General features: G+C 54.3%; 19 protein-coding genes. 10 read left to right on the top strand and 9 right to left on the bottom strand.

Going from position 1 to position 17,892, the window contains the following annotated elements; all coding sequences use genetic code 11:
* Window positions 1-55 precede the first annotated feature (55 nt).
* The gene (locus LC431_RS05145) at window positions 56-841 is read left to right on the top strand and encodes an NAD(P)-binding domain-containing protein (RefSeq protein ID WP_223509383.1); all 786 of its coding nucleotides are present in this window, start codon (window positions 56-58) and stop codon (window positions 839-841) included.
* A 199-nt stretch (window positions 842-1,040) separates the two neighbouring features.
* On the opposite strand, the gene LC431_RS05150 is transcribed toward LC431_RS05145, so the two are convergent.
* From LC431_RS05150 to LC431_RS05160, 3 genes are all read right to left on the bottom strand, one after another.
* The gene (locus LC431_RS05150) at window positions 1,041-1,859 is read right to left on the bottom strand and encodes an oxidoreductase (RefSeq protein ID WP_223509384.1); all 819 of its coding nucleotides are present in this window, start codon (window positions 1,857-1,859) and stop codon (window positions 1,041-1,043) included.
* A gap of 132 nt (window positions 1,860-1,991) precedes the next feature.
* Window positions 1,992-2,774, bottom strand: coding sequence for an SDR family oxidoreductase (locus LC431_RS05155; protein ID WP_119261498.1), 783 nt, complete (start codon window positions 2,772-2,774; stop codon window positions 1,992-1,994).
* Between the two features lie 60 nt (window positions 2,775-2,834).
* Window positions 2,835-3,926, bottom strand: a complete 1,092-nt coding sequence (locus tag LC431_RS05160) for an alkene reductase (protein ID WP_112151857.1) — start codon at window positions 3,924-3,926, stop codon at window positions 2,835-2,837.
* Between the two features lie 133 nt (window positions 3,927-4,059).
* Here LC431_RS05160 and LC431_RS05165 point away from each other — a divergent pair, with 133 nt between their 5' ends.
* Window positions 4,060-4,623 (top strand): TetR/AcrR family transcriptional regulator, encoded by a 564-nt coding sequence (locus tag LC431_RS05165; RefSeq protein WP_015689776.1) that lies wholly within the window; start codon window positions 4,060-4,062, stop codon window positions 4,621-4,623.
* A 14-nt stretch (window positions 4,624-4,637) separates the two neighbouring features.
* Here LC431_RS05165 and LC431_RS05170 read toward each other — a convergent pair whose 3' ends face one another.
* Window positions 4,638-5,381 carry a GntR family transcriptional regulator gene (locus LC431_RS05170; protein ID WP_013575220.1) on the bottom strand — a complete coding sequence of 248 codons (744 nt, stop codon included), beginning with the start codon at window positions 5,379-5,381 and terminating at the stop codon, window positions 4,638-4,640.
* A 234-nt stretch (window positions 5,382-5,615) separates the two neighbouring features.
* Here LC431_RS05170 and LC431_RS05175 point away from each other — a divergent pair, with 234 nt between their 5' ends.
* The 3 genes from LC431_RS05175 to LC431_RS05185 are packed head-to-tail and all read left to right on the top strand — an operon-like array spanning window position 5,616 to window position 8,200.
* Window positions 5,616-6,395, top strand: a complete 780-nt coding sequence (locus LC431_RS05175) for an ABC transporter substrate-binding protein (protein ID WP_223509500.1) — start codon at window positions 5,616-5,618, stop codon at window positions 6,393-6,395.
* A 3-nt stretch (window positions 6,396-6,398) separates the two neighbouring features.
* Window positions 6,399-7,376 (top strand): SIS domain-containing protein, encoded by a 978-nt coding sequence (locus LC431_RS05180; protein WP_013575218.1) that lies wholly within the window; start codon window positions 6,399-6,401, stop codon window positions 7,374-7,376.
* A gap of 11 nt (window positions 7,377-7,387) precedes the next feature.
* Window positions 7,388-8,200, top strand: a complete 813-nt coding sequence (locus LC431_RS05185; RefSeq protein ID WP_013575217.1) for a PfkB family carbohydrate kinase — start codon at window positions 7,388-7,390, stop codon at window positions 8,198-8,200.
* 119 nt (window positions 8,201-8,319) lie between these two features.
* Here LC431_RS05185 and LC431_RS05190 read toward each other — a convergent pair whose 3' ends face one another.
* On the bottom strand, window positions 8,320-8,859 hold the full coding sequence (locus LC431_RS05190) for a DUF2058 domain-containing protein (RefSeq protein WP_013575216.1): 540 nt from the start codon (window positions 8,857-8,859) through the stop codon (window positions 8,320-8,322).
* A gap of 224 nt (window positions 8,860-9,083) precedes the next feature.
* On the opposite strand from LC431_RS05190, the gene LC431_RS05195 reads away from it, so the two are divergent.
* The gene (locus LC431_RS05195; protein ID WP_013575215.1) at window positions 9,084-9,272 is read left to right on the top strand and encodes a YjfB family protein; all 189 of its coding nucleotides are present in this window, start codon (window positions 9,084-9,086) and stop codon (window positions 9,270-9,272) included.
* Window positions 9,273-9,330: 58 nt separating this feature from the next.
* Here LC431_RS05195 and LC431_RS05200 read toward each other — a convergent pair whose 3' ends face one another.
* The 4 genes from LC431_RS05200 to LC431_RS05215 form a co-directional block, all read right to left on the bottom strand.
* Window positions 9,331-10,335, bottom strand: a complete 1,005-nt coding sequence (locus LC431_RS05200) for an isopenicillin N synthase family oxygenase (RefSeq protein ID WP_013575214.1) — start codon at window positions 10,333-10,335, stop codon at window positions 9,331-9,333.
* A gap of 17 nt (window positions 10,336-10,352) precedes the next feature.
* Window positions 10,353-11,789 (bottom strand): amidohydrolase family protein, encoded by a 1,437-nt coding sequence (locus tag LC431_RS05205; RefSeq protein WP_223509386.1) that lies wholly within the window; start codon window positions 11,787-11,789, stop codon window positions 10,353-10,355.
* 11 nt (window positions 11,790-11,800) lie between these two features.
* Entirely contained in the window at window positions 11,801-12,790 is a 990-nt protein-coding gene (locus LC431_RS05210; RefSeq protein ID WP_119261492.1) for an ABC transporter substrate-binding protein, read from the bottom strand.
* Between the two features lie 251 nt (window positions 12,791-13,041).
* Window positions 13,042-13,965, bottom strand: a complete 924-nt coding sequence (locus tag LC431_RS05215; protein WP_126124788.1) for a LysR family transcriptional regulator — start codon at window positions 13,963-13,965, stop codon at window positions 13,042-13,044.
* Window positions 13,966-14,179: 214 nt separating this feature from the next.
* Here LC431_RS05215 and LC431_RS05220 point away from each other — a divergent pair, with 214 nt between their 5' ends.
* The 4 genes from LC431_RS05220 to LC431_RS05235 are packed head-to-tail and all read left to right on the top strand — an operon-like array spanning window position 14,180 to window position 17,817.
* Window positions 14,180-15,154 (top strand): PDR/VanB family oxidoreductase, encoded by a 975-nt coding sequence (locus LC431_RS05220; RefSeq protein WP_223509387.1) that lies wholly within the window; start codon window positions 14,180-14,182, stop codon window positions 15,152-15,154.
* Window positions 15,155-15,174: 20 nt separating this feature from the next.
* Window positions 15,175-16,455, top strand: a complete 1,281-nt coding sequence (locus tag LC431_RS05225; RefSeq protein ID WP_223509389.1) for a cytosine deaminase — start codon at window positions 15,175-15,177, stop codon at window positions 16,453-16,455.
* Window positions 16,445-16,906 (top strand): RidA family protein, encoded by a 462-nt coding sequence (locus tag LC431_RS05230; RefSeq protein WP_013575208.1) that lies wholly within the window; start codon window positions 16,445-16,447, stop codon window positions 16,904-16,906. The genes LC431_RS05225 and LC431_RS05230 overlap by 11 nt, the downstream gene beginning before the upstream one ends.
* A gap of 29 nt (window positions 16,907-16,935) precedes the next feature.
* Window positions 16,936-17,817 (top strand): creatininase family protein, encoded by an 882-nt coding sequence (locus LC431_RS05235; protein WP_217244296.1) that lies wholly within the window; start codon window positions 16,936-16,938, stop codon window positions 17,815-17,817.
* Window positions 17,818-17,892 lie beyond the last annotated feature (75 nt).

Below are 17,892 nucleotides of genomic sequence, written 5' to 3' on the forward strand. Positions count from 1 at the left end.
ACGACCTTTTTACCGTTGATAACACGACAGAGCCGTACTGATAACCGGGGGACTGATGAAAAGGATAGGTATTCTGGAGGTAGACGCGTTAACTGAAAAACTGGTACGAGGATTGTTTCTTGCCGCGCCTGATGCACAGGTATTTCTGGTTTCGGGAAACAACGAACGCGTGCGCAAGCTGGGAAGAGAGTTCCCCTGCTGGACGCTGGACAGTTACCAGGATGTCATCAATGAGACTGATGTCATTATTACCGGCGTAGATCGCCATGCTCTGAATGAAATGGCAAATCAGGTGCAGTTGCGAAGCGCGCAAACGCTGGTTTCACTGGTGCCGGGGCTGCCATCACAGAGTCTGCGAAAGCTATTCAGACACACTGATTGTGTCAGACTGATGTTTTCCTTCGCCGCTGAAATCAATAAATCGAGCGTGATCCTGACTGGTGCTGATCAAGAGGTTCAGCGTTTATTTTCCCTGCTGGGCCCCCTGACCGTATTGCCTGACGAGCCGGACTTTGACTTAGCCACGGTCAGTCTTTGTATGAGTCATGGCTTTTATTTTCTGGCGGAGGGCTTAGCGTGCTGGCTGACCGGGAAAGGTATGGCGGATGACACTGCCCGCCAGCTTGTCCTTAACGGTCTGAAAGACTGTGCTGAATATGCGGGTTATCACCCGTCCATCAACCTCGGGGAACTGGGGCAGGATATGTCATCTGCTGCACCCGGTATGTCGCAGGGGGTTGAGGTTCTTGCACGAATGGCGGCGCTTACCCCCTGGCATGTGGCTTCTGATACGGTTTTATCGGAAATTCAGGAAAACCCCGCTGCGCAAATAACCCGCTGAAATGAAATACTCTTTTTTCCAACGTCGAATGACACTCCGAACTCAGAGTGTCGTTTTTGACCGCTAAAATCCTCAGGATTAACCGGCGCATCCGCCTGCGCCAAACAGGCGTCAGTGTCAAAGATATCTGATTAGTGTACGGCTCAGGGGATTTACCGTAGCGTTTAAACGTAAATGCTTTCATCGTCTTATTCTTCATTTATTTTTTCGCATCAAGCTGAAGACTTTTGCGCACCACCTTATCCAGGAATGACGCAGGGGCGAATCTGAGAATAAAATTCAACTGACCTGCCAGCTTTCCCGCCGTATAGCGAATCTTCGGACGTGAAGTCTGAGCCACTTTAACCACCACGTCAGCCACCACCTCCGGACTTTCCGCCTCAGCCATTGCCTTGCTCACCACTTTCGTCAGCTTAGCCCGGATCTGGTCATACTCTTCAAGCCTGGCATCCGGCTCGATATTATTGGCTTCAAACTGTGTTTTCATGTAAGCAGGTTCGATGACAGAAACTCTGATGCCCTGCGTGCGCAGTTCATGATCCAGTGCACCCGAATACCCTTCCACCGCATGCTTACTGGCCGCATAAAGTGCCACATACGGCAACGGAACGATGCCGAGTATCGAACCGATATTGATGATGCGCCCGCTGCCCTGACGGCGCATATGAGGGATCACTGCCCGGCTCAACCTGACGATGCCCAGAAAGTTGGTGTCGAAAATGTGTTTGGCCTGATCGACAGAACTTTCTTCCGCCGCCGCCGGAGCGACCCCAAAGCCCGCATTGTTCACCAGAACATCGATCCGCCCCTCCAGACCCAGCAACTCCTCAATGGCGGCCCCGACAGAAGCGTCGTCGGTCACATCCAGCGTCAGTAACGGAAACGGATGTTTTCCCGCCTGTGAACCACGCCGGCTCGTGCCATATACAGTAAATCCAGCGGCTAAAAGTTTACAGGCAGACGCTTCGCCAATACCTGAGGACGCACCGGTAACCAGTGCTACACGTTTTTTTGTCATGCTGAATAAGGCCTTCATGATGTGTTTAAGGTTTCTCATCGCTGATGAGACGACAGGCTGTAAGGGATTTATGTCGGATTTACCGCTGTGCAGAACAGCCGGAAGACCGTTCTGCACAGTGCACCTCATTGATTACCGTGTTTTATATCGTTCAGCGGCTTCATCTTGTTTGATGTCTGAGAGCAGCGCCTGACGTGAAGCATCAAGGGTGTCCCAGCGGGCAGCATTATGTAAAGGCGGGATGGTGACCAGTTCACGGCGGTCAAAGCCCACCAGTGCGGCATCCACTAACTCGCCCACTTCCATGAATTTTGCCGAGTTACTGATGTCGATACCCGCACGGTCCCAGATTTCCGTGTAAGTGCCCGCAGGGAGCACCGCCTGGATATAAATGCCTTTAGATGACAGCTCGACATTCATTCCCTGAGACAGGAAAAGCACAAAGGCTTTGGTTGCACCGTAAACCGTCATGGCAAATTCCGGGGCGAGTCCGACGATGGAACTGATGTTGACGATCGATCCTCCCCCCGCTTGCACAAAGCGTGGTGCCACGGCACTGGCCAGTCTGGTCAGGGCGGTGACGTTAAGCGCGATAAGGCTTTCTATCGAATCAGGCGTCTGCTCTGTAAAACTGCCGGACTGCGCGATACCCGCGTTATTGATAAGGATGCCAATCCGTGTGTCTTCACGCAGACGGGCTTCAACCGCGGCTAAATCACGCGTTTGCGTGAGGTCGGCAGGCAGAACGTCGACAGAAATGCCATTTTCCTGTCGCAGACGCGCGGCCAGTGTTTCTAACTTCGCTTTGTCGCGCGCGACCAGAACCAGATCGTGGCCCCGGCGGGCAAACCGTTCCGCGTAAACAGCACCAATACCCGTGGATGCGCCTGTGATGAGAACTGAAGCTTTAGTCATAAGTTGATCTTCTTTCTTAATGTGTAAACAGAATCCGCAATGTGCGATGTAGGTAGGGCTTTACTTGCTGGTCTCCGTCAGCGACGGGTAATCGGTATATCCCGCTGCGCCACCGCCATAAAGAGTTTCAGGATTGAGTGAGGCCAGAGGCGCGCCCGTCTTCAGCCTTTCGACCAGATCCGGGTTGGAGATGAACGGACGACCGAACGCGAACAGATCGGCTTTGCCTTGCGCAAGCTGAGCGGACGCCAGTTCCAGGTCATAGCCATTGTTACCGATGTAGGTGTTTTTAAAACGGCGGCGCAGGGAGTCGTAATCGAACGGTGATACATCACGCGGGCCGCCCGTCGCGCCTTCAACCACATGGAGATACACGATGCCCAATGCATCGAGTTGTTCAGCGAGGTAATCATATTGTGGCTGCGGATCACTGCATGAAATCGCATTAGCAGGTGACACCGGTGAAATGCGTACGCCAGTGCGTTCTGCGCCGATCTCATCTTTTACGGCCGCCGTGACTTCCAGCAGCAGGCGCGCACGATTCCCGACAGAGCCGCCGTACTCATCGGTACGCTGGTTTGCGCCGTCTTTCAGGAACTGTTCCAGCAGATATCCATTCGCGCCGTGGATCTCCACGCCGTCAAATCCGGCGGCAATGGCATTGGCCGATGCCTTTCTGAAATCGTCGATAATCCCCGGTATTTCCTGCAACGCCAGCGCACGTGGTTCAGAGACATCAGCAAAACCGTTGTTCACAAAGGTCTTGGTCTCAGCACGGATGGCGGACGGCGCAACCGGCGCAGCGCCACCGGGCTGTAAATCGACATGCGAAATTCGTCCCACGTGCCATAACTGTACAAATATGCGCCCGCCTTTGGCATGCACGGCGTCAGTCACTTTGCGCCAGCCATCGATCTGAGCTTGTGTATAGATCCCCGGTGTATCCTGATAACCCTGCGCCTGTGCGGAGATCTGCGTCGCTTCGGTAATCAGCAATCCTGCGGTGGCACGCTGGGCGTAGTAGGTCGCTGCCAGTTCGCCCGGCACCAGCCCCACTCCGGCCCGGTTACGTGTCAGCGGTGCCATCACGATGTGGTTGGCCAGTGTTATTGAGCCAAGATCATAGGGTTGAAATAGTGGTCGGTTGGTCATGTTTATTCGCCTGCTAAGTGGTGGGTCAAAGGTTAATGTAATGATGATGATCATCATCTATAAAGTCAACCGGTTTGATTATGGTCATCATCAATGTATACTTAAACCCTATTTTTGAGAGGGGCAGGAAAGCATGAAAGTGTCAAAAGAGCAGGTTCGGGAAAACCGGATGCGCATTGTAGAAACGGCCTCAGAACTTTTTCGTGAGCGCGGTTACGATGGCGTGGGCGTGGCGGAACTGATGTCTGCGGCAGGCTTAACCCACGGCGGGTTCTACAAACACTTTGGTTCCAAGGCTGATCTGATGTCGGAGGCGATGAGCTGCGGTTTCAGGCGATCCGCAGAAAGCACGGCAGGTGTGGACCGGGAAAAATTTATTGAATACTACCTCTCCCGACAACATCGGGCTGATATGGGAAAAGGTTGTGTGATGTCGGCACTGGGCGCCGATACAGCCCGTCAGTCTGCGTCAATCAGGGCGGCATTTGCCGCCGGAATTGAACGTCAGCTGGCAGTTTTAGGAAATGAAAAAGAGGTGGAAGGCAGCACGCGTGCCGACCTGATTGACACGATTGCCCATCTTGTCGGTGCGCTGGTGTTATCCCGCGCCTGCCCTGATGATTCGTCTCTTGCGGATGAGATTCTGGAGGTTTGCCGCAGCCGGATTTTGAGCACCGGGATGTCTGGTGATTCATGAGCCTGAACTGAAACCTATTTACCGTGGCTTATGCGAAATGTCACCCGCTGGGGATGGTTTACTGACACTAAATATTCAACCGGTTGATTCAAGCGGTCAGTAATCACCCCCCGATACACCAGAGCAGGACTATGGGGTTGTGCATTTAATAACGTCTGTTCTTCTTCATTCATTAGGGTCACGCGGAGCGTGCCTTCGTCTGAAACGCCTAAAACACCGTAGTTTTCTGCCAGAAGACGATACAGCGAACCGCTCTGCTCAAGCATCTCAGCGGTCAGGTCCGGAATAATCGCCCTTGGCAGGTAGCTGGTTTCCAGACAAAAAGGCTCACCGTCAGCGAGACGCAGGCGTTTAATCATCACCAAAGGGTCGCCAGCCTGAATTTTTAGTAATGCGGCAATACGCGGGCTGGCTTGGGCCTCCTGAAAATAAATCAACCGGCTGCCCGCTACCGCACCATTTAACTCCGTGATTTTGCTGATGCCGTGCTCGATTGTCTGCGTCAGTGGCCGCTGTATCGTGGTCTCAGTCAGCCATGTCCCCTGGTTTCCCCGCCTTTCCAGCATTCCGCTGCTCACAAGCTCATCTGTAATTTTTCGTAATGTCATCCTGCTGATACCCAACAGGCCCGACAGATCACGTTCTGCCGGAATTTGATCGCCTTCGTTGAATTCCGTGTTTAACAAATTCAGCAGCACCTGCCTGGCCGCCAGATAGGCTTTCCGCGGGCGGCGTTTACTTTCACTTAACTCAGTCATGGTCTGTTTTATAGCCCAATAAAATTAAAAAACAGGAGTTATTCTAGCCAATGAGTCGTTGATCTGTCACCGGAAATATCCTTCACAGAACGGTGATTACCGATAAAAAAACAGACCATGACATCATAACTTATTATTATACCTGATTAAAATCATTAAATTGATTGCGTATTCTTACCTGCTGGCGTATATCTCTCATGGTACATTTTACGGTATATTTAACGGGAGTGAATGATGAAAAAAACGCTTGCCCTATTTTCCCTTGGCCTTGCGATGATCGGGCTTTCCGGTCACGCATCAGCGCAGCAACAAATCCGGTTTGGTACTGACGCGACATTTCCGCCCTTTGAGTTTAAAGCTGCCGATGGCAGCCTGCAGGGGTTTGATATTGATCTGGGTAATGCGATTTGCGCTCAGCTCAAGGCGAAATGTATTTGGGTTGAAAACGGATTTGATGGTCTGATCCCCGCGCTCCAGGCGCGTAAATTCGATGCCATTATTTCTTCGTTGTCGATTACAGATGAGCGTAAAAAAGCGATCAACTTCTCCGATAAATTATTCAACACACCGGCGTATCTGGTGGCTTCAAAAGACAGCGGCCTCAAACCTCTGGCCGAATCTCTGCGTGGTAAGCGTGTGGGCGTGCAGCAAGGCTCAGTGTTCGAAGCCTACGCGAAGAAACACTGGCAATCACAAGGCGTCGAACTGGTTTCCTATCCGGGTGCAGAGGCAGTTTATGCCGATTTAGTCGTCGGCCGTCTGGACGCGACGCTGGACGATGCGACGGTGGTGACCACCGCGTTGCTGGACCAACCCCAGGGAAAGAATTTCAGCCTGATTGAACCGCAGGTAAAAGATGATGCCATTTTTGGCCCGGGTACCGGTATTGGCATTTCGAAGCAAAATGCCGAACTGCTGGAACAACTCAACGGGGCGATTAAGGCGATACGCAATGACGGTACTTATGACCGGCTGGCTAAAAAATATTTCAATTTCAATGTGTACGGTGACTGATTTATGAATACTTCAGCAATTATCTCCTCTCTTATCGAACAGCGTTTCCTCCCGCAGGGGGGGCTGAAACAGGTGTTTCTTGTGGCCTGCGGCGGGTCGCTGGTGGATATGTATCCGGCAAATTATTTTCTTAACAGTGAGTCGACGGCTTTACACAGTTACATGATGACCGCAAACGAGTTTGTTCATGCCGCGCCAAAGACATTAGGCCCTCAATCCCTGACGATTGTTTGCTCACATGGCGGGAATACCACAGAGTCTGTCGCGGCGGCCAAACTGGCCCAAAGCCGGGGCAGCGTTACGGTGACACTGACGCACAATGAAAATGCAGACCTTATCGGCTTTTCTGACAGTAATTTGCTTTATGCCTGGGGAGATGACAGCCAGGTGATTAATAACCCGATGGCAATCATTTTGAGTCTTTGCGTCGAAGCCTTGCAACAGACCGGGGGTTATGACGGATATGCCGATTTCCAGGCAGGCATGGCGCAAATTGATGGGATTATCTTCCGGGCCAGACAGCAGGTTCAGGCGCGCTGCGCCGCCTTTGCTGAGCGCTACAGCCGGGAATCACTTTTTTACATTCTGTCCAGCGGGGCTTCCTACGGACATGCTTATGGTTTTGCCATATGTTCATTAATGGAGATGCAGTGGCTGAATGCGGCATCGATTCATAGTGGCGAATTCTTCCATGGTCCGTTTGAAGTGACAGATATGAATACCCCCTGGATCCTGATGATGAACGAAGGCCGCACCAGGGCACTTGATGAAAGAGTGCGCGATTTCCTTCGGCAGTACGGAAATAAGGTGGAAATTGTGGATGCAAAAGAGCTGGGGCTTGGCGTCATACCCGCCAGCGTGGTGGAGTATTTTAACCCCGTCCTCTTCTACAGTGTGATGTGCGAATATCGCGCGGCATTAGCGAAGATACGTCAACATCCGCTGGAAACACGACGATACATGGGACAGGTCGCTTATTAGGAGATGACAACATGAGAGTACTTGGCCTGGGCGATAACGTGATTGACCGGTATACCCATACAGGTATCGGTTATCCGGGAGGAAACGCGCTTAACTTCAGTGTGTACGCCCGCTTATTATCCGCAAATGCGGCGTATCTGGGCGTTTTCGGCGACGACAGCGCGGCAGAACATATTCGCCGCGTCCTGGCAGCAAGGGAGATTGATACCTCTCATTGCCGGGTTGTACCGGGTGAAAATGGTTATGCCAGTCTGACCGTTGATCAGGGGGAGCGACGGTTTATTGACTCCAACGCCGGGGGGATCCGGCAGACGACGTCGATGGATTTTGTGTTAACCGATATGCCCTGGCTAGGTCAGTTTTCGCTGATACATACCAGCGCTTATAGCTATGTTGATGCGCTATTGCCCGAATTAAGTATGCTACCCGGCAGCTTATCCTATGATTTTTCTGATGATTTTGATGCCGGAAAGATAGGCCCGTTATGTCGTCAGTTAGACTACGGGTTTTTCTCATGCGCTGAACGCAGCATGGAAGAAACCCGCGAGATACTGGAAACCGCATGGCATGCGGGATGTCGCCTGCCTGTTGCAACGCGCGGGTCTGAGGGGGCGTTACTGTTCAATGGCAGTATCTGGATCAGTCAGCCATCGGAAAATATCACGCCGGCAGACACGCTTGGGGCAGGAGATGCTTTTATCACGGCTTTTTTGCTGGCGCATGTTAAAGGCGATACGCTGTCCCAAAGCTTGCGTCAGGGCGCCCTTTTCGCAGCAGAGATTTGTTTAACTGACGGCGCTTTTGGTGAGGGCATCCCCTACTGATCGTCTCAGGTTAACACCGGATCCGCGCAGCGGCAGAAAAGTGGCTGTATTCAGACGCCCCGGCAGATGCCCGTAACTGAGTGTCATTATCTGTCACGGGCAGCGCCGGGCAAGCGGAACTACCACATCAAATCATCCGGTACTTTGAAATCAGCATACGGATCTTCTTCATCCTGCTCTTCCTGACTCAGCGCGCTGTTTAATACAATACTGTTGGCATCGCGCTGGGCAATTTTATCCGCAACGCTTGCGGGAATAATGGCATATTGCGTCTCGCCGCTGTGATCAGCAACCAGACGCGCGATGGCAAGACGACCACTAATCAGCTGAGACTGGGTGGTCTTATCTACCACCATTTTTTTAATCAGATTATTATCGGTGAAGTTAAAATCAATATTGCCTGTTGAAATGACGATTTTGTTCATTTCAATCAGTTGCTTCACCTGCGCTTTATATTCTTTAGATAAGGCAGCTTGTTTTTGTTGTTCGCTCAGTTGCTTATCACGCTCCATCTGCGCTTTTTTATTTTCTTCCACCGCCTCTCTGGCCTCGCGCGCCTGAACGCGTGATTTTTTCGCCGTTCTCTGCACTTTGTCCATTTTTTTGCTGGTGACTAATCCTGCTTTCAGCAGTTGCTCTTGTAAGGAGAGTTTTGTCATTTTCGTTTCTAAATCCGTTGAATAATTTGTGCGATTATAACCGTAATTCCTGAGGCGATACAGGCTACAGAGCCTTTTCCACTTGCGTGCGGAATCGGGAGCGTCTTTAAGCGGCTGCTCCGTCAGCAGTATTTATCGCTACAGTTATTACGGAAACTGCCGATAACCTTTCAGTTTCACGCCCGCATCAGTTCCTTTTATGTTGTACCGAACAGGAGAACAAAATGGATGTTTCGCAAATTGCATCGCTGGCGACCGGCCTTAATAGTCTGGATACCAGCACTCAGGTCAACAATATCCTGCTGAAAAAGTCGCTGGATAGTCAGCAGACGGCAGTGACCAGCATGATTGACGCGATCCCCGCGTTACCTGCTAATCCGGCAATCGGTCGCAATATCAATACCACCGCCTGACAGAGACAAAAAAGCCCGCGTGAGTAAACTCAGCGGGCTTTTTGTTTTTTATGGACGCTTACCCTTTAGCGAAATTCGCCTGAATACGCTGTTGCAGATAAGCTTCCGCGCTGATGGCCGGATACTTCGCCTGCGGCCCCAGAATTTCGACGTCTTTGTTAGCCTGACAGAAAAACGCCAGGCTATAGCGCGCGCCCTGATATTCGCCGGGCAGCGGACTTCTCACCCGATGGAAATTGGAGGGCAACTGATCGTCGCTCCAGCGCATCAGCATGTCGCCGATATTACAGGTGATCACGTCTTCGCGCGGTTCGATACTGGTCCACTGCTGGCTTTCGCGATCCTTGCCCGGACAAACCTGCAAGCCGCCCTGACCGGGACGCTGGAACAGCAGCGTCAGACAGTCAAAATCCGTGTGCGCACCGGCACGCCACATCCCTTGTTCCGATTGTTCAGTGGCATAGTAGTGCAACATACGCAGCGTACTCTGATAGGTTTGCTGATCAGGATTGTGTGCCTGCTCGAAAAAGTGTTCGGGGAAACCCAGTCTGAGCGCAAAACAGGAAAGCAATTTCATGCCCAGTTGCCAGCATTGCGATTCAAAACTCAGCATGGTGTCTTTAAAGGCTGGCAGTTCCTGTTCGCCCGGCCACAGCGACTCCATCAGCGGACGGGTGATCTGGTAGGACTCTTTCTGATCCGGCGTTCGGGTCGACGGACGTACCTGAGACTTATTTTCCCAACCGGCGTTACGCGCCAGCGGATACTGCGCTTTGACTTCCTCGGGCAGCGAGAAGAAATCTTCTGTCATGCTGAATGCCTGACGGATATCGGCCAGCGCAATGCCGTGATTGCTCACCTGAAAGAAGCCGATTTCCACCGCTGCACGCCAGAGTTCGTCGGCGATCTCACTTTTACGGTTTTCGAAATCTGAAAGATCGATGCAACGCACTTCGCGGGTAAATGTCTCTTCGCCCATCGCGCCCATTCCCGCTTCTTTCTCCAGTTCCTGTAATGCATAGCCTTGTGTTTGAGCTGATGATGTGTGAGTGGATTGTGTCATTTTTTTATCCTTCAGAATCAATTAGGTTGGCCCGCAGCGCGCTGTTGCAGGGTACGAACGGCAGACATTGCCTCATGGCGCATGGCGTCCAGATCGAGACCGGAAATGACGTCGTTTTCGACGATGACGCGGCCATTGACCATCAGCGCCTTCAGTGAGGCGCGGCCGCCGCAGGCCACCGGACCGATTGCCATGTCGTGCAGGCCGAAGTAACGCGGGTCGTCCAGCCGGTAAATGGCGATATCCGCCAGCATGCCCACCTGCACGGTGCCACTCTGTTGCAGGCCGAGGATCTGCGCCCCGCCCGCGCTGCCCCAGCGCACCACGTCTTCGATGGATGCCGCATCGCCGCCGCCCTCAAAGGTGCCGCCGTCATAGCGCGGCTTCGCCAGCATGCCTTTTCGGGCGCGCTGCAACAGCCAGGCGGCATGCGCTTCACTTTGCATATCCGCGGCTTCGTTGGATGCCGCGCCGTCAACACCCAGCGAAACCGGTACGCCAGCCTGTTCCAGCGCCAGCAAATCAGCGATGCCGCTGCCCAGACGCCCGTTACTTTGCGGGCAGTGCGCGATACCGGTACGGGTTTGCCCCAGCATCGCAATCTCCTGCGGCAGTAACTTAACCAGATGCGCAAACCACACGTCGTCCCCCAGCCAGTCGTGTTCCGCACAAAACTGCACCGGCGTCATGTCGAATTTAGCGCGCGCCGCATCGAGATAATCCACGGTTTCTGACAAATGGCTGTGCAGCCGGATACCTAAACTGCGCGCCAGTTTCGCCATTTCACGCAACTGCGCACCGGGCGCCGAATGCAGCAGCGTCGTCGGTGCCATCACCACACGACGCAGAGACGCCGGTTTTGGATCGTGATAGCGGCCAACCAGCCGTTCCATGTCCGCCATATAGTGGTCGAAATTTTCCGGTCGCAGCGCCTGCGGTAAATCCTGCTCAATCGCCCGCCCCTGCGTTGCGCCGCCCCGGCACAACACAATGCGCATGCCCAGCGCCTCCCCTTCACTGAACAGGATTTCCGAGGTATCGAACGGCATATCCGGCCAGTAAAGATAATTGTGATCCGCCACGGTGGCGCAGCCGGAACGCAGCAGTTCGGTCAGGCCGATACGCACCGCGAGGCGAAAGGTGGATTCATCAAACGTGGCGCGAAAGCGGTAAGGCGTCGCGCTTAGCCATGCAGTGAGACTTTTGTTCAGCCCCTGCGGTTCGCCTTTGAGCAATGACTGAAACAGATGATGATGCGTATTGACCCAGGCCGGATAGACCACGCAGTCGCGGGCATCCATCAGCCGCTCGCCGGGCAACGCCGTCAGGGAGCCGATCGCCTCGATGACGCCATCACGCACACGGATATCCGGCCCGGCGTGACGCGCGGCTTCTCCCGGCAGACCGGTGAGGATGGCGTGCGCATTTTTAATCAGTAAAGAGTCAGATGACATCGCAACACTCCTCAGGGTTTAACCTGCATGTGCTCAACAAATTCGGTGGTATACGCCTGCTTCCAGTCGGTATCCGCGTTTAGCAGTTTGGCGTTCACCATGAAATCACGGGTTTTCTGCCAGCGGGCTTCGGTCATGGTGCCCCAGCCCTGCGTCGCTGCGTCGCCGCCATCAATCAGGTGGTGCGCTTTGATTTGCTCAACACCCCAGGCCAGCAGGTCGTCGGTCATCTTCGGGTTATCCTTTTTGATCAGCGCATTACCCGGCGCGGGATTTTGCAGATAACTCACCCAGCCTTCCATCGACGCCTGCACAAATTTCGCCATCGCGTCTTTGCGGCTGCTGATAAGCTCAGGACGGGTGATCAGAATGCCACCGTAAGGCGGATAGCCGTGCTCCGAGAACAGGAAGAAATTGGATTTCACGCCAGCCTTCTGCGCCTGAAACACTTCAGAGCTGACATACGCCTGTTGCGCCACGTTCCCGTCGGCGACGAAAGGCTGAATGTTGAAGGTATACGGACGAACCTGAGAATCACTGAGCTGATAACGCGCCTTAAGCCACGGCCACCAGGTCGATTGCCCGGAGCTGGACACCAGAATGGTTTTGTCTTTCAGGCCGTCGAGCGACGTCACGGACGCATGCGTCAGTAAACCCTGCGGGTCGAACTGGAAAGGGGCGGCGATAGCTTTGGCCTGAAAACCACGCTGCACGGATTCGAGCAACTGGAGGTCATAACCGATGATCACATCCGCGCGTTTTGACAACAGTAACTGCATGCCGTTGATCTGCGGGCCGCCGGACTGAATACTGACATCCAGCCCGTAACGTTTGTAAATGCCCGTCGCCAGCGCCTGATAATAGCCGCCCTGTTCAGCCTGCGCGTACCAGGAAGTCAGCAGCGCGATTTTCTCATCGGCCTGCGCCGACAGTGAGAAAGCACCAGCAATCAGCGTGCTCAGCACGCAGCAAGACAGGGGAATGCGGGAAATTGACTTCATTGCTCCTCTCCTAATCATCGCCGGAGGGAGGATAAGCAAACGCGGCTCAGCCCCCTGACCGGCTCAAAATGAACCGCGAAATGGTTGCTGAGCAATGTCCCGCGCAGTTGCCTGCACTGACCGCTTCTACTCACGTTTAACTATACAAAAACGATGCCAACTTCGCAGACGCGCTTTCCCTGCGCCTTGTCGGGATAAACAGACATCACACCCTGCAACCTTTGATTCATCACAGAGCGCCAGGCACCAAATCAGTGCCGGTCGCGCCCCGGCGTCTGGATCTGGCTGAATAGCATCTCCAGTTGTTTGAGCATCATCGAAGCGGCCAGAGAAAGTTGTCGTGAAGGGGCGACGCACAGGGAGAGCGTGAAGGTTTTTAACTGCGGATCGGTCAGCGGAATAAACTGCAGTTCGTCGCTTTCCACCTCATCCATGATATCGAGCCAGCACAGAATGCCGATGCCCATTTTCTCCTTAATCAGCGAGCGGATCATGTGGATGTTATTCGATACCGCGACCTCATTAATCATGTCGCCGTTGATATTCATCAGCGCCTGCACCGGCTCGGCCAGCATCAGCGGCGCGGCGGGCAGGATAAACGGATATTCCATGCACTGATTAAAACGCACGCCGCTTCTGCCCCCGAGCGGATGCCCTTTGGGCACAACGACACCCAAATCGATTTCGGCAAAAGCCCGCACCTGCAACTCGCGGGAGCTTTGCGGATTCAGCATCAGTCCGAAATCAGCATCGCCCGACATCAGCGCCTGCTGGATGTCCACGTTGTTCATGGTGGTCAGTGTGAATGAAATGTTCGGATACTCGAGATGCACCTTTTTGAGCATCGACGAGAAAAACTGCCGGTTGATGGCATCGATGGTGGCAATGCGCACGTGTCCGCGCCGTAACCCGCGCAGATCGTCGAGCTGTTCGCAGACACGCGAGAAATCCTTTTTCCAGTTATTAGCAGCATGCAGTAACAGCTCGCCCGCCGCCGTCAGCCGCAGCCCGGTGGGATGTCGCTCAAACAGCGGCATGGCTAATTCTTTTTCAACCCGCAATATCTGCCGGTCAATTGACGATGCGGCAACGTGCAGGGTTTCCGACGCCTTACGGAACGATCCCTGGCGGGCGACCTCAGTGAAGTACAGCAGAAACCGGGAGAATGCGAACATAATGAGTGCTCTCTTTTATGCAACGGGATGTGCGAATCAAAGCGCTGGACGCAACAGTTTTATAACAATAACGTAGCTTTCATTGCAACGGGAACAATCGTTTCACCGCTCATCAGGCCGGCTCCGCGCAGTAATGCGCGTTAAGACAGCGGGTTATGCGGCAAACGGACCGACTCCCCTTTTTATGAATGTTTCACCAGAGTCAATACGGTAAATGACGATGAAAGATGCCGGATTAATCCCTGTCACAATTAAAACCGCCAATATCAACGGTGTCGGGAATATTTCCCTGCAGCTTGTTGCGCAGCAAGGAAGTTTATTACCGGCTTATTTACCGGGAGCACACATTGACGTTTTTATTCCCGAACTCGGCCCGCGCCAGTATTCTTTGTGCAGTGAAAACAGCAGCGGTGAATATTATGAAATTTGCGTCAAACTGGCGGAACACTCCACCGGCGGCTCGCACTTCATTCATCATCATTTCCGCCCCGGCGATAACCTGATGATCTCGGCACCGCGCAATCATTTTCCGCTGCCACAGGCCGGGCGATATTTACTGTTTGCCGGGGGGATCGGCATCACGCCGTTGCTGGCGATGGCGGAACACCTGGCTGAGCAACAGATTGAATTTGAACTGCATTACTCTGTTTCAGACAGCGAGCACATTGCGTTTCTGCCGCGTTTAACCGCGCCTGCCTTAGCGAAACACGTCTTTTTTCATGACAGCAGCGCAAACGATTCCCTGCGCCATAACACGCCACTGAGTTTGTTGCAGCCGGATGAAAATACGCGGGTGCTGGCCTGTGGCCCGGACGGATTTATTCAGCGGCTTAAAGACATTATGCAGACCCATCACTGGCAGGAAAATCAATTATCTTTCGAACGGTTCAGTAATGCGAATCTGAATAATGAAACCGACAGCCAGGCATTTCATATTCAGCTTAACTCCACCGGACAACGTTATTTAGTCGGCCCGCACCAGACGATTGCTGAAATTTTATTAAGTGCCAGAGTCGATATTATGCTGTCGTGCGAACAGGGTATTTGCGGCTCCTGTATTACTGACGTGATCGACGGTATTCCCGATCACCGTGACTGCGTGCTGACTGAAGAAGAGAAAGCGGAGAACACGCAGATAACGCTGTGCTGTTCGCGATCCAAAAGTCCCGTTCTGGTCCTCGACCTGTAATGTCCACGCGGAGCCTGACGATGAACATTCCCACCCCCGCTGCAACACTTAATGGCATTGCTAACGTTCGCCTCCCCGCGTGGTTGCTGCCCGACGGATGGCCTTTGCAGGCAGGCGAACCGGTGACGGCAGATGTGCGTTTTGATGCAGGCAAAATTGCGTCCGTGACGCCTTATCAGCCAGAACAAGATGATTTGTGGAACGCACACGGCGCACTGGCGCTGCCGGGGCTGGTTGAACCCCATGCGCATCTCGATAAAACCTTCACCCTTGCCCGCAGCCGCCCGTCAAAACCCGGTCTGCTGGTGGCCATTGAAACCCTGCATCAGGACCGTCAGCACTGGACGGCGGCTGACATTCGCCAGCGTGCCGGCAAGGCACTGACCTGGGCAGCGGCGAACGGCGTGACCCGTTTGCGCACTCACATTGACTGGTTTGACGTGGTGCCACCGCAGGCCTGGCTTGAGCTGGGCGGGATGGCGCAACCGGGCGTCACACTGGAGCGGGTGGCGCTGGCACCGCTGAGCTTTTTCGCCGATGCCGAAGCGGCTGACCGCATCGCCCGCGCGGTGGCACAAAGCGGAAAAGACTGCCTGCTGGGCGGATTTATCCACTCCTCAAACTGGGATCCGGCGGCGATGACCCACCTGATGCAAAGTGCCGCACGCTGGCAACTGAATCTGGATTTGCATATCGACGAGGAGCTTTCGCCGGTGGCACACGGCCTGAGCTGGCTGGCGGATTACCTGTCGGAGAGCACATTCAGCAGCCATATCTGTTGCAGCCACGGCTGTGCGCTGGCTTCCGGCAGTGAACAACAGGCGCAGGAGATTTTGAGTGTGCTGGCGGCGCAGCGCGTCACGCTGATTGCGCTGCCGATGACCAACCTGCTGTTGCAGGACGCCGTCACAAGTCGCACGCCGCGCCAGCGCGGTATCACCCTGCTGAAAGAAGCACAGGCGGCGGGTATTCCGATGCTGCTTGGCTGCGATAACGTACAGGACGCCTTTTGTCCGGCGGGCAGTTATGACCCGCTGGATACGCTGAGCTGCGCCCTGTTCGCGCTTCAGCTTGAAAACGTTTTTGATCAGCAGTCACGGCTTATTTGCGATGTCGGCGCACTGACCGGTGAGGCTCAGAACGCCCTGCCGTTTGCGCCCGGCAGCGACGCAACGCTGGTTCTCTTTCCGGGCAGCGACAGCCTGACCTGGCCTTTACACAGCGCGGCCCGTCTGGTTATTCACCACGGCAGGCTGACGCACCAACGTACCTGGAATCAGGAGTTATCCCATGAGTCTTGAAGCGGGAGCGGGAAAACCGCTCGCCAAATATGCCGCGTGGCGTCGTGCCGGTGATTTCGTTTTTCTCTCCGGCATTATTCCCGTTAACCCGCAGACGGCGACCATCGTGCGCGGTTTTCAGGATATCCCCGCCGAAGCACGCCTGCTGCTGGGCGAAACAGGCGAATTCTCCACTGACGCCAAACAGGGGCCGGTTCTGGCGCAAAGCTGGTATGTGCTCGAAAGCATCCGCCACACCATTGAAGACGCGGGCGGGCAAATGAGCGATGTGATCAAGCTGGTGCAGTATTTTCGCAATCTCGATCACTTCCCGTATTACAGCCGGGTCAGAAAACTCTTTTATCCCGGGCAGCCACCGGTCTCTACCGTGGTACAGGTCAGCGAAATGCTGCCAGACGCCGGGGTGCTGATTGAGGTGGAAGCCACCGCCTGGTTACCCCAGTCCCGCTAACCCTAAAATGTCCGACCACGAGGCACAGCATGATTAACGGTTATATTCCCGCAGCGCGTTTTCTCCCTTTTCTGAGCTGGACGGCCATTGCCGCCCTGCCCGACAAAGCCAACACCGTGATCGTCTTACCGACCGGTGCGATTGAGCAGCACGGGCCGCATCTGCCGTGTTCGGTTGACAGCGTAATCTCCTCCGGCGTGGCGGGCCATGCGCTGGCGCGGCTGCCGGAAGCTATTCCGGCTTACGCTATTCCGCCCATCACCTACGGCAAATCTGACGAACATTTAAATTTCCCCGGCACGCTGACCTTAACCGGCGACACGCTGTTGCAGACGGTTTTAGAAATTGCCGAATCCCTGTATCGCGCCGGATTCCGCAAGCTGCTGATGATTAACGGTCACGGCGGACAACCGCAGGTGCTGCAAATGGCTTCGCGGGAAATGCGCCTGCGTCACGGCGACATGATCATGATCCCTCACGACGTGTTCCGCGTGCCCAACGTGGAAAATCAGTTCCTGAGCGCGCAGGAGCAGAAAATGGCGATGCATGCCGGTCACAGCGAAACCGCTGTAATGCTGGCGCTGGCACCGGAATGTGTTCACATCGAACATGCCGTCGCCAATTATCCGCCGGAATTCCCGTGCCCGACGCTGTCATCGGGCCGCCCTGCCGCTGCCTGGGTTTCCTATGATTTTGGCCCGAGCGGCGTCATTGGCGACCCGACCGGCGCAACCGCTGAACAGGGCCACGCGATCCTCGATTCGCTGGCGGCAAGCTGGGCGCAGGCGATCACCGAAATCCATCACATGCAATGGAAAGCCCGCAGCGAGCCAACCTGGGGAAAACACCACTGGAACGGCTTTGTGCAAACCAGCTTCACTCCTCCTTCGTCTTCTCTGGCCTCTGAATAAAGGAATTCTCAAGATGAAAATACAGCGTCCCTTCACTTACAGCCTGCTGGCCGTGCTGCTGGCCGGGGTTTCCAC

It is taken from the genome of Rahnella sp. GSA61A, assembly GCF_019969905.1.
Taxonomy (GTDB): domain Bacteria; phylum Pseudomonadota; class Gammaproteobacteria; order Enterobacterales; family Enterobacteriaceae; genus Rahnella; species Rahnella aceris.

Coding starts and splice junctions, on each gene's coding strand:
- LC431_RS05145 (WP_223509383.1), top strand. CDS start 56: ATGAAAAGGATAGGTATTCTGGAGGTAGACGCGTTAACTGAAAAACTG.
- LC431_RS05150 (WP_223509384.1), bottom strand. CDS start 1,859: ATGACAAAAAAACGTGTAGCACTGGTTACCGGTGCGTCCTCAGGTATT.
- LC431_RS05155 (WP_119261498.1), bottom strand. CDS start 2,774: ATGACTAAAGCTTCAGTTCTCATCACAGGCGCATCCACGGGTATTGGT.
- LC431_RS05160 (WP_112151857.1), bottom strand. CDS start 3,926: ATGACCAACCGACCACTATTTCAACCCTATGATCTTGGCTCAATAACA.
- LC431_RS05165 (WP_015689776.1), top strand. CDS start 4,060: ATGAAAGTGTCAAAAGAGCAGGTTCGGGAAAACCGGATGCGCATTGTA.
- LC431_RS05170 (WP_013575220.1), bottom strand. CDS start 5,381: ATGACTGAGTTAAGTGAAAGTAAACGCCGCCCGCGGAAAGCCTATCTG.
- LC431_RS05175 (WP_223509500.1), top strand. CDS start 5,616: ATGAAAAAAACGCTTGCCCTATTTTCCCTTGGCCTTGCGATGATCGGG.
- LC431_RS05180 (WP_013575218.1), top strand. CDS start 6,399: ATGAATACTTCAGCAATTATCTCCTCTCTTATCGAACAGCGTTTCCTC.
- LC431_RS05185 (WP_013575217.1), top strand. CDS start 7,388: ATGAGAGTACTTGGCCTGGGCGATAACGTGATTGACCGGTATACCCAT.
- LC431_RS05190 (WP_013575216.1), bottom strand. CDS start 8,859: ATGACAAAACTCTCCTTACAAGAGCAACTGCTGAAAGCAGGATTAGTC.
- LC431_RS05195 (WP_013575215.1), top strand. CDS start 9,084: ATGGATGTTTCGCAAATTGCATCGCTGGCGACCGGCCTTAATAGTCTG.
- LC431_RS05200 (WP_013575214.1), bottom strand. CDS start 10,335: ATGACACAATCCACTCACACATCATCAGCTCAAACACAAGGCTATGCA.
- LC431_RS05205 (WP_223509386.1), bottom strand. CDS start 11,789: ATGTCATCTGACTCTTTACTGATTAAAAATGCGCACGCCATCCTCACC.
- LC431_RS05210 (WP_119261492.1), bottom strand. CDS start 12,790: ATGAAGTCAATTTCCCGCATTCCCCTGTCTTGCTGCGTGCTGAGCACG.
- LC431_RS05215 (WP_126124788.1), bottom strand. CDS start 13,965: ATGTTCGCATTCTCCCGGTTTCTGCTGTACTTCACTGAGGTCGCCCGC.
- LC431_RS05220 (WP_223509387.1), top strand. CDS start 14,180: ATGACGATGAAAGATGCCGGATTAATCCCTGTCACAATTAAAACCGCC.
- LC431_RS05225 (WP_223509389.1), top strand. CDS start 15,175: ATGAACATTCCCACCCCCGCTGCAACACTTAATGGCATTGCTAACGTT.
- LC431_RS05230 (WP_013575208.1), top strand. CDS start 16,445: ATGAGTCTTGAAGCGGGAGCGGGAAAACCGCTCGCCAAATATGCCGCG.
- LC431_RS05235 (WP_217244296.1), top strand. CDS start 16,936: ATGATTAACGGTTATATTCCCGCAGCGCGTTTTCTCCCTTTTCTGAGC.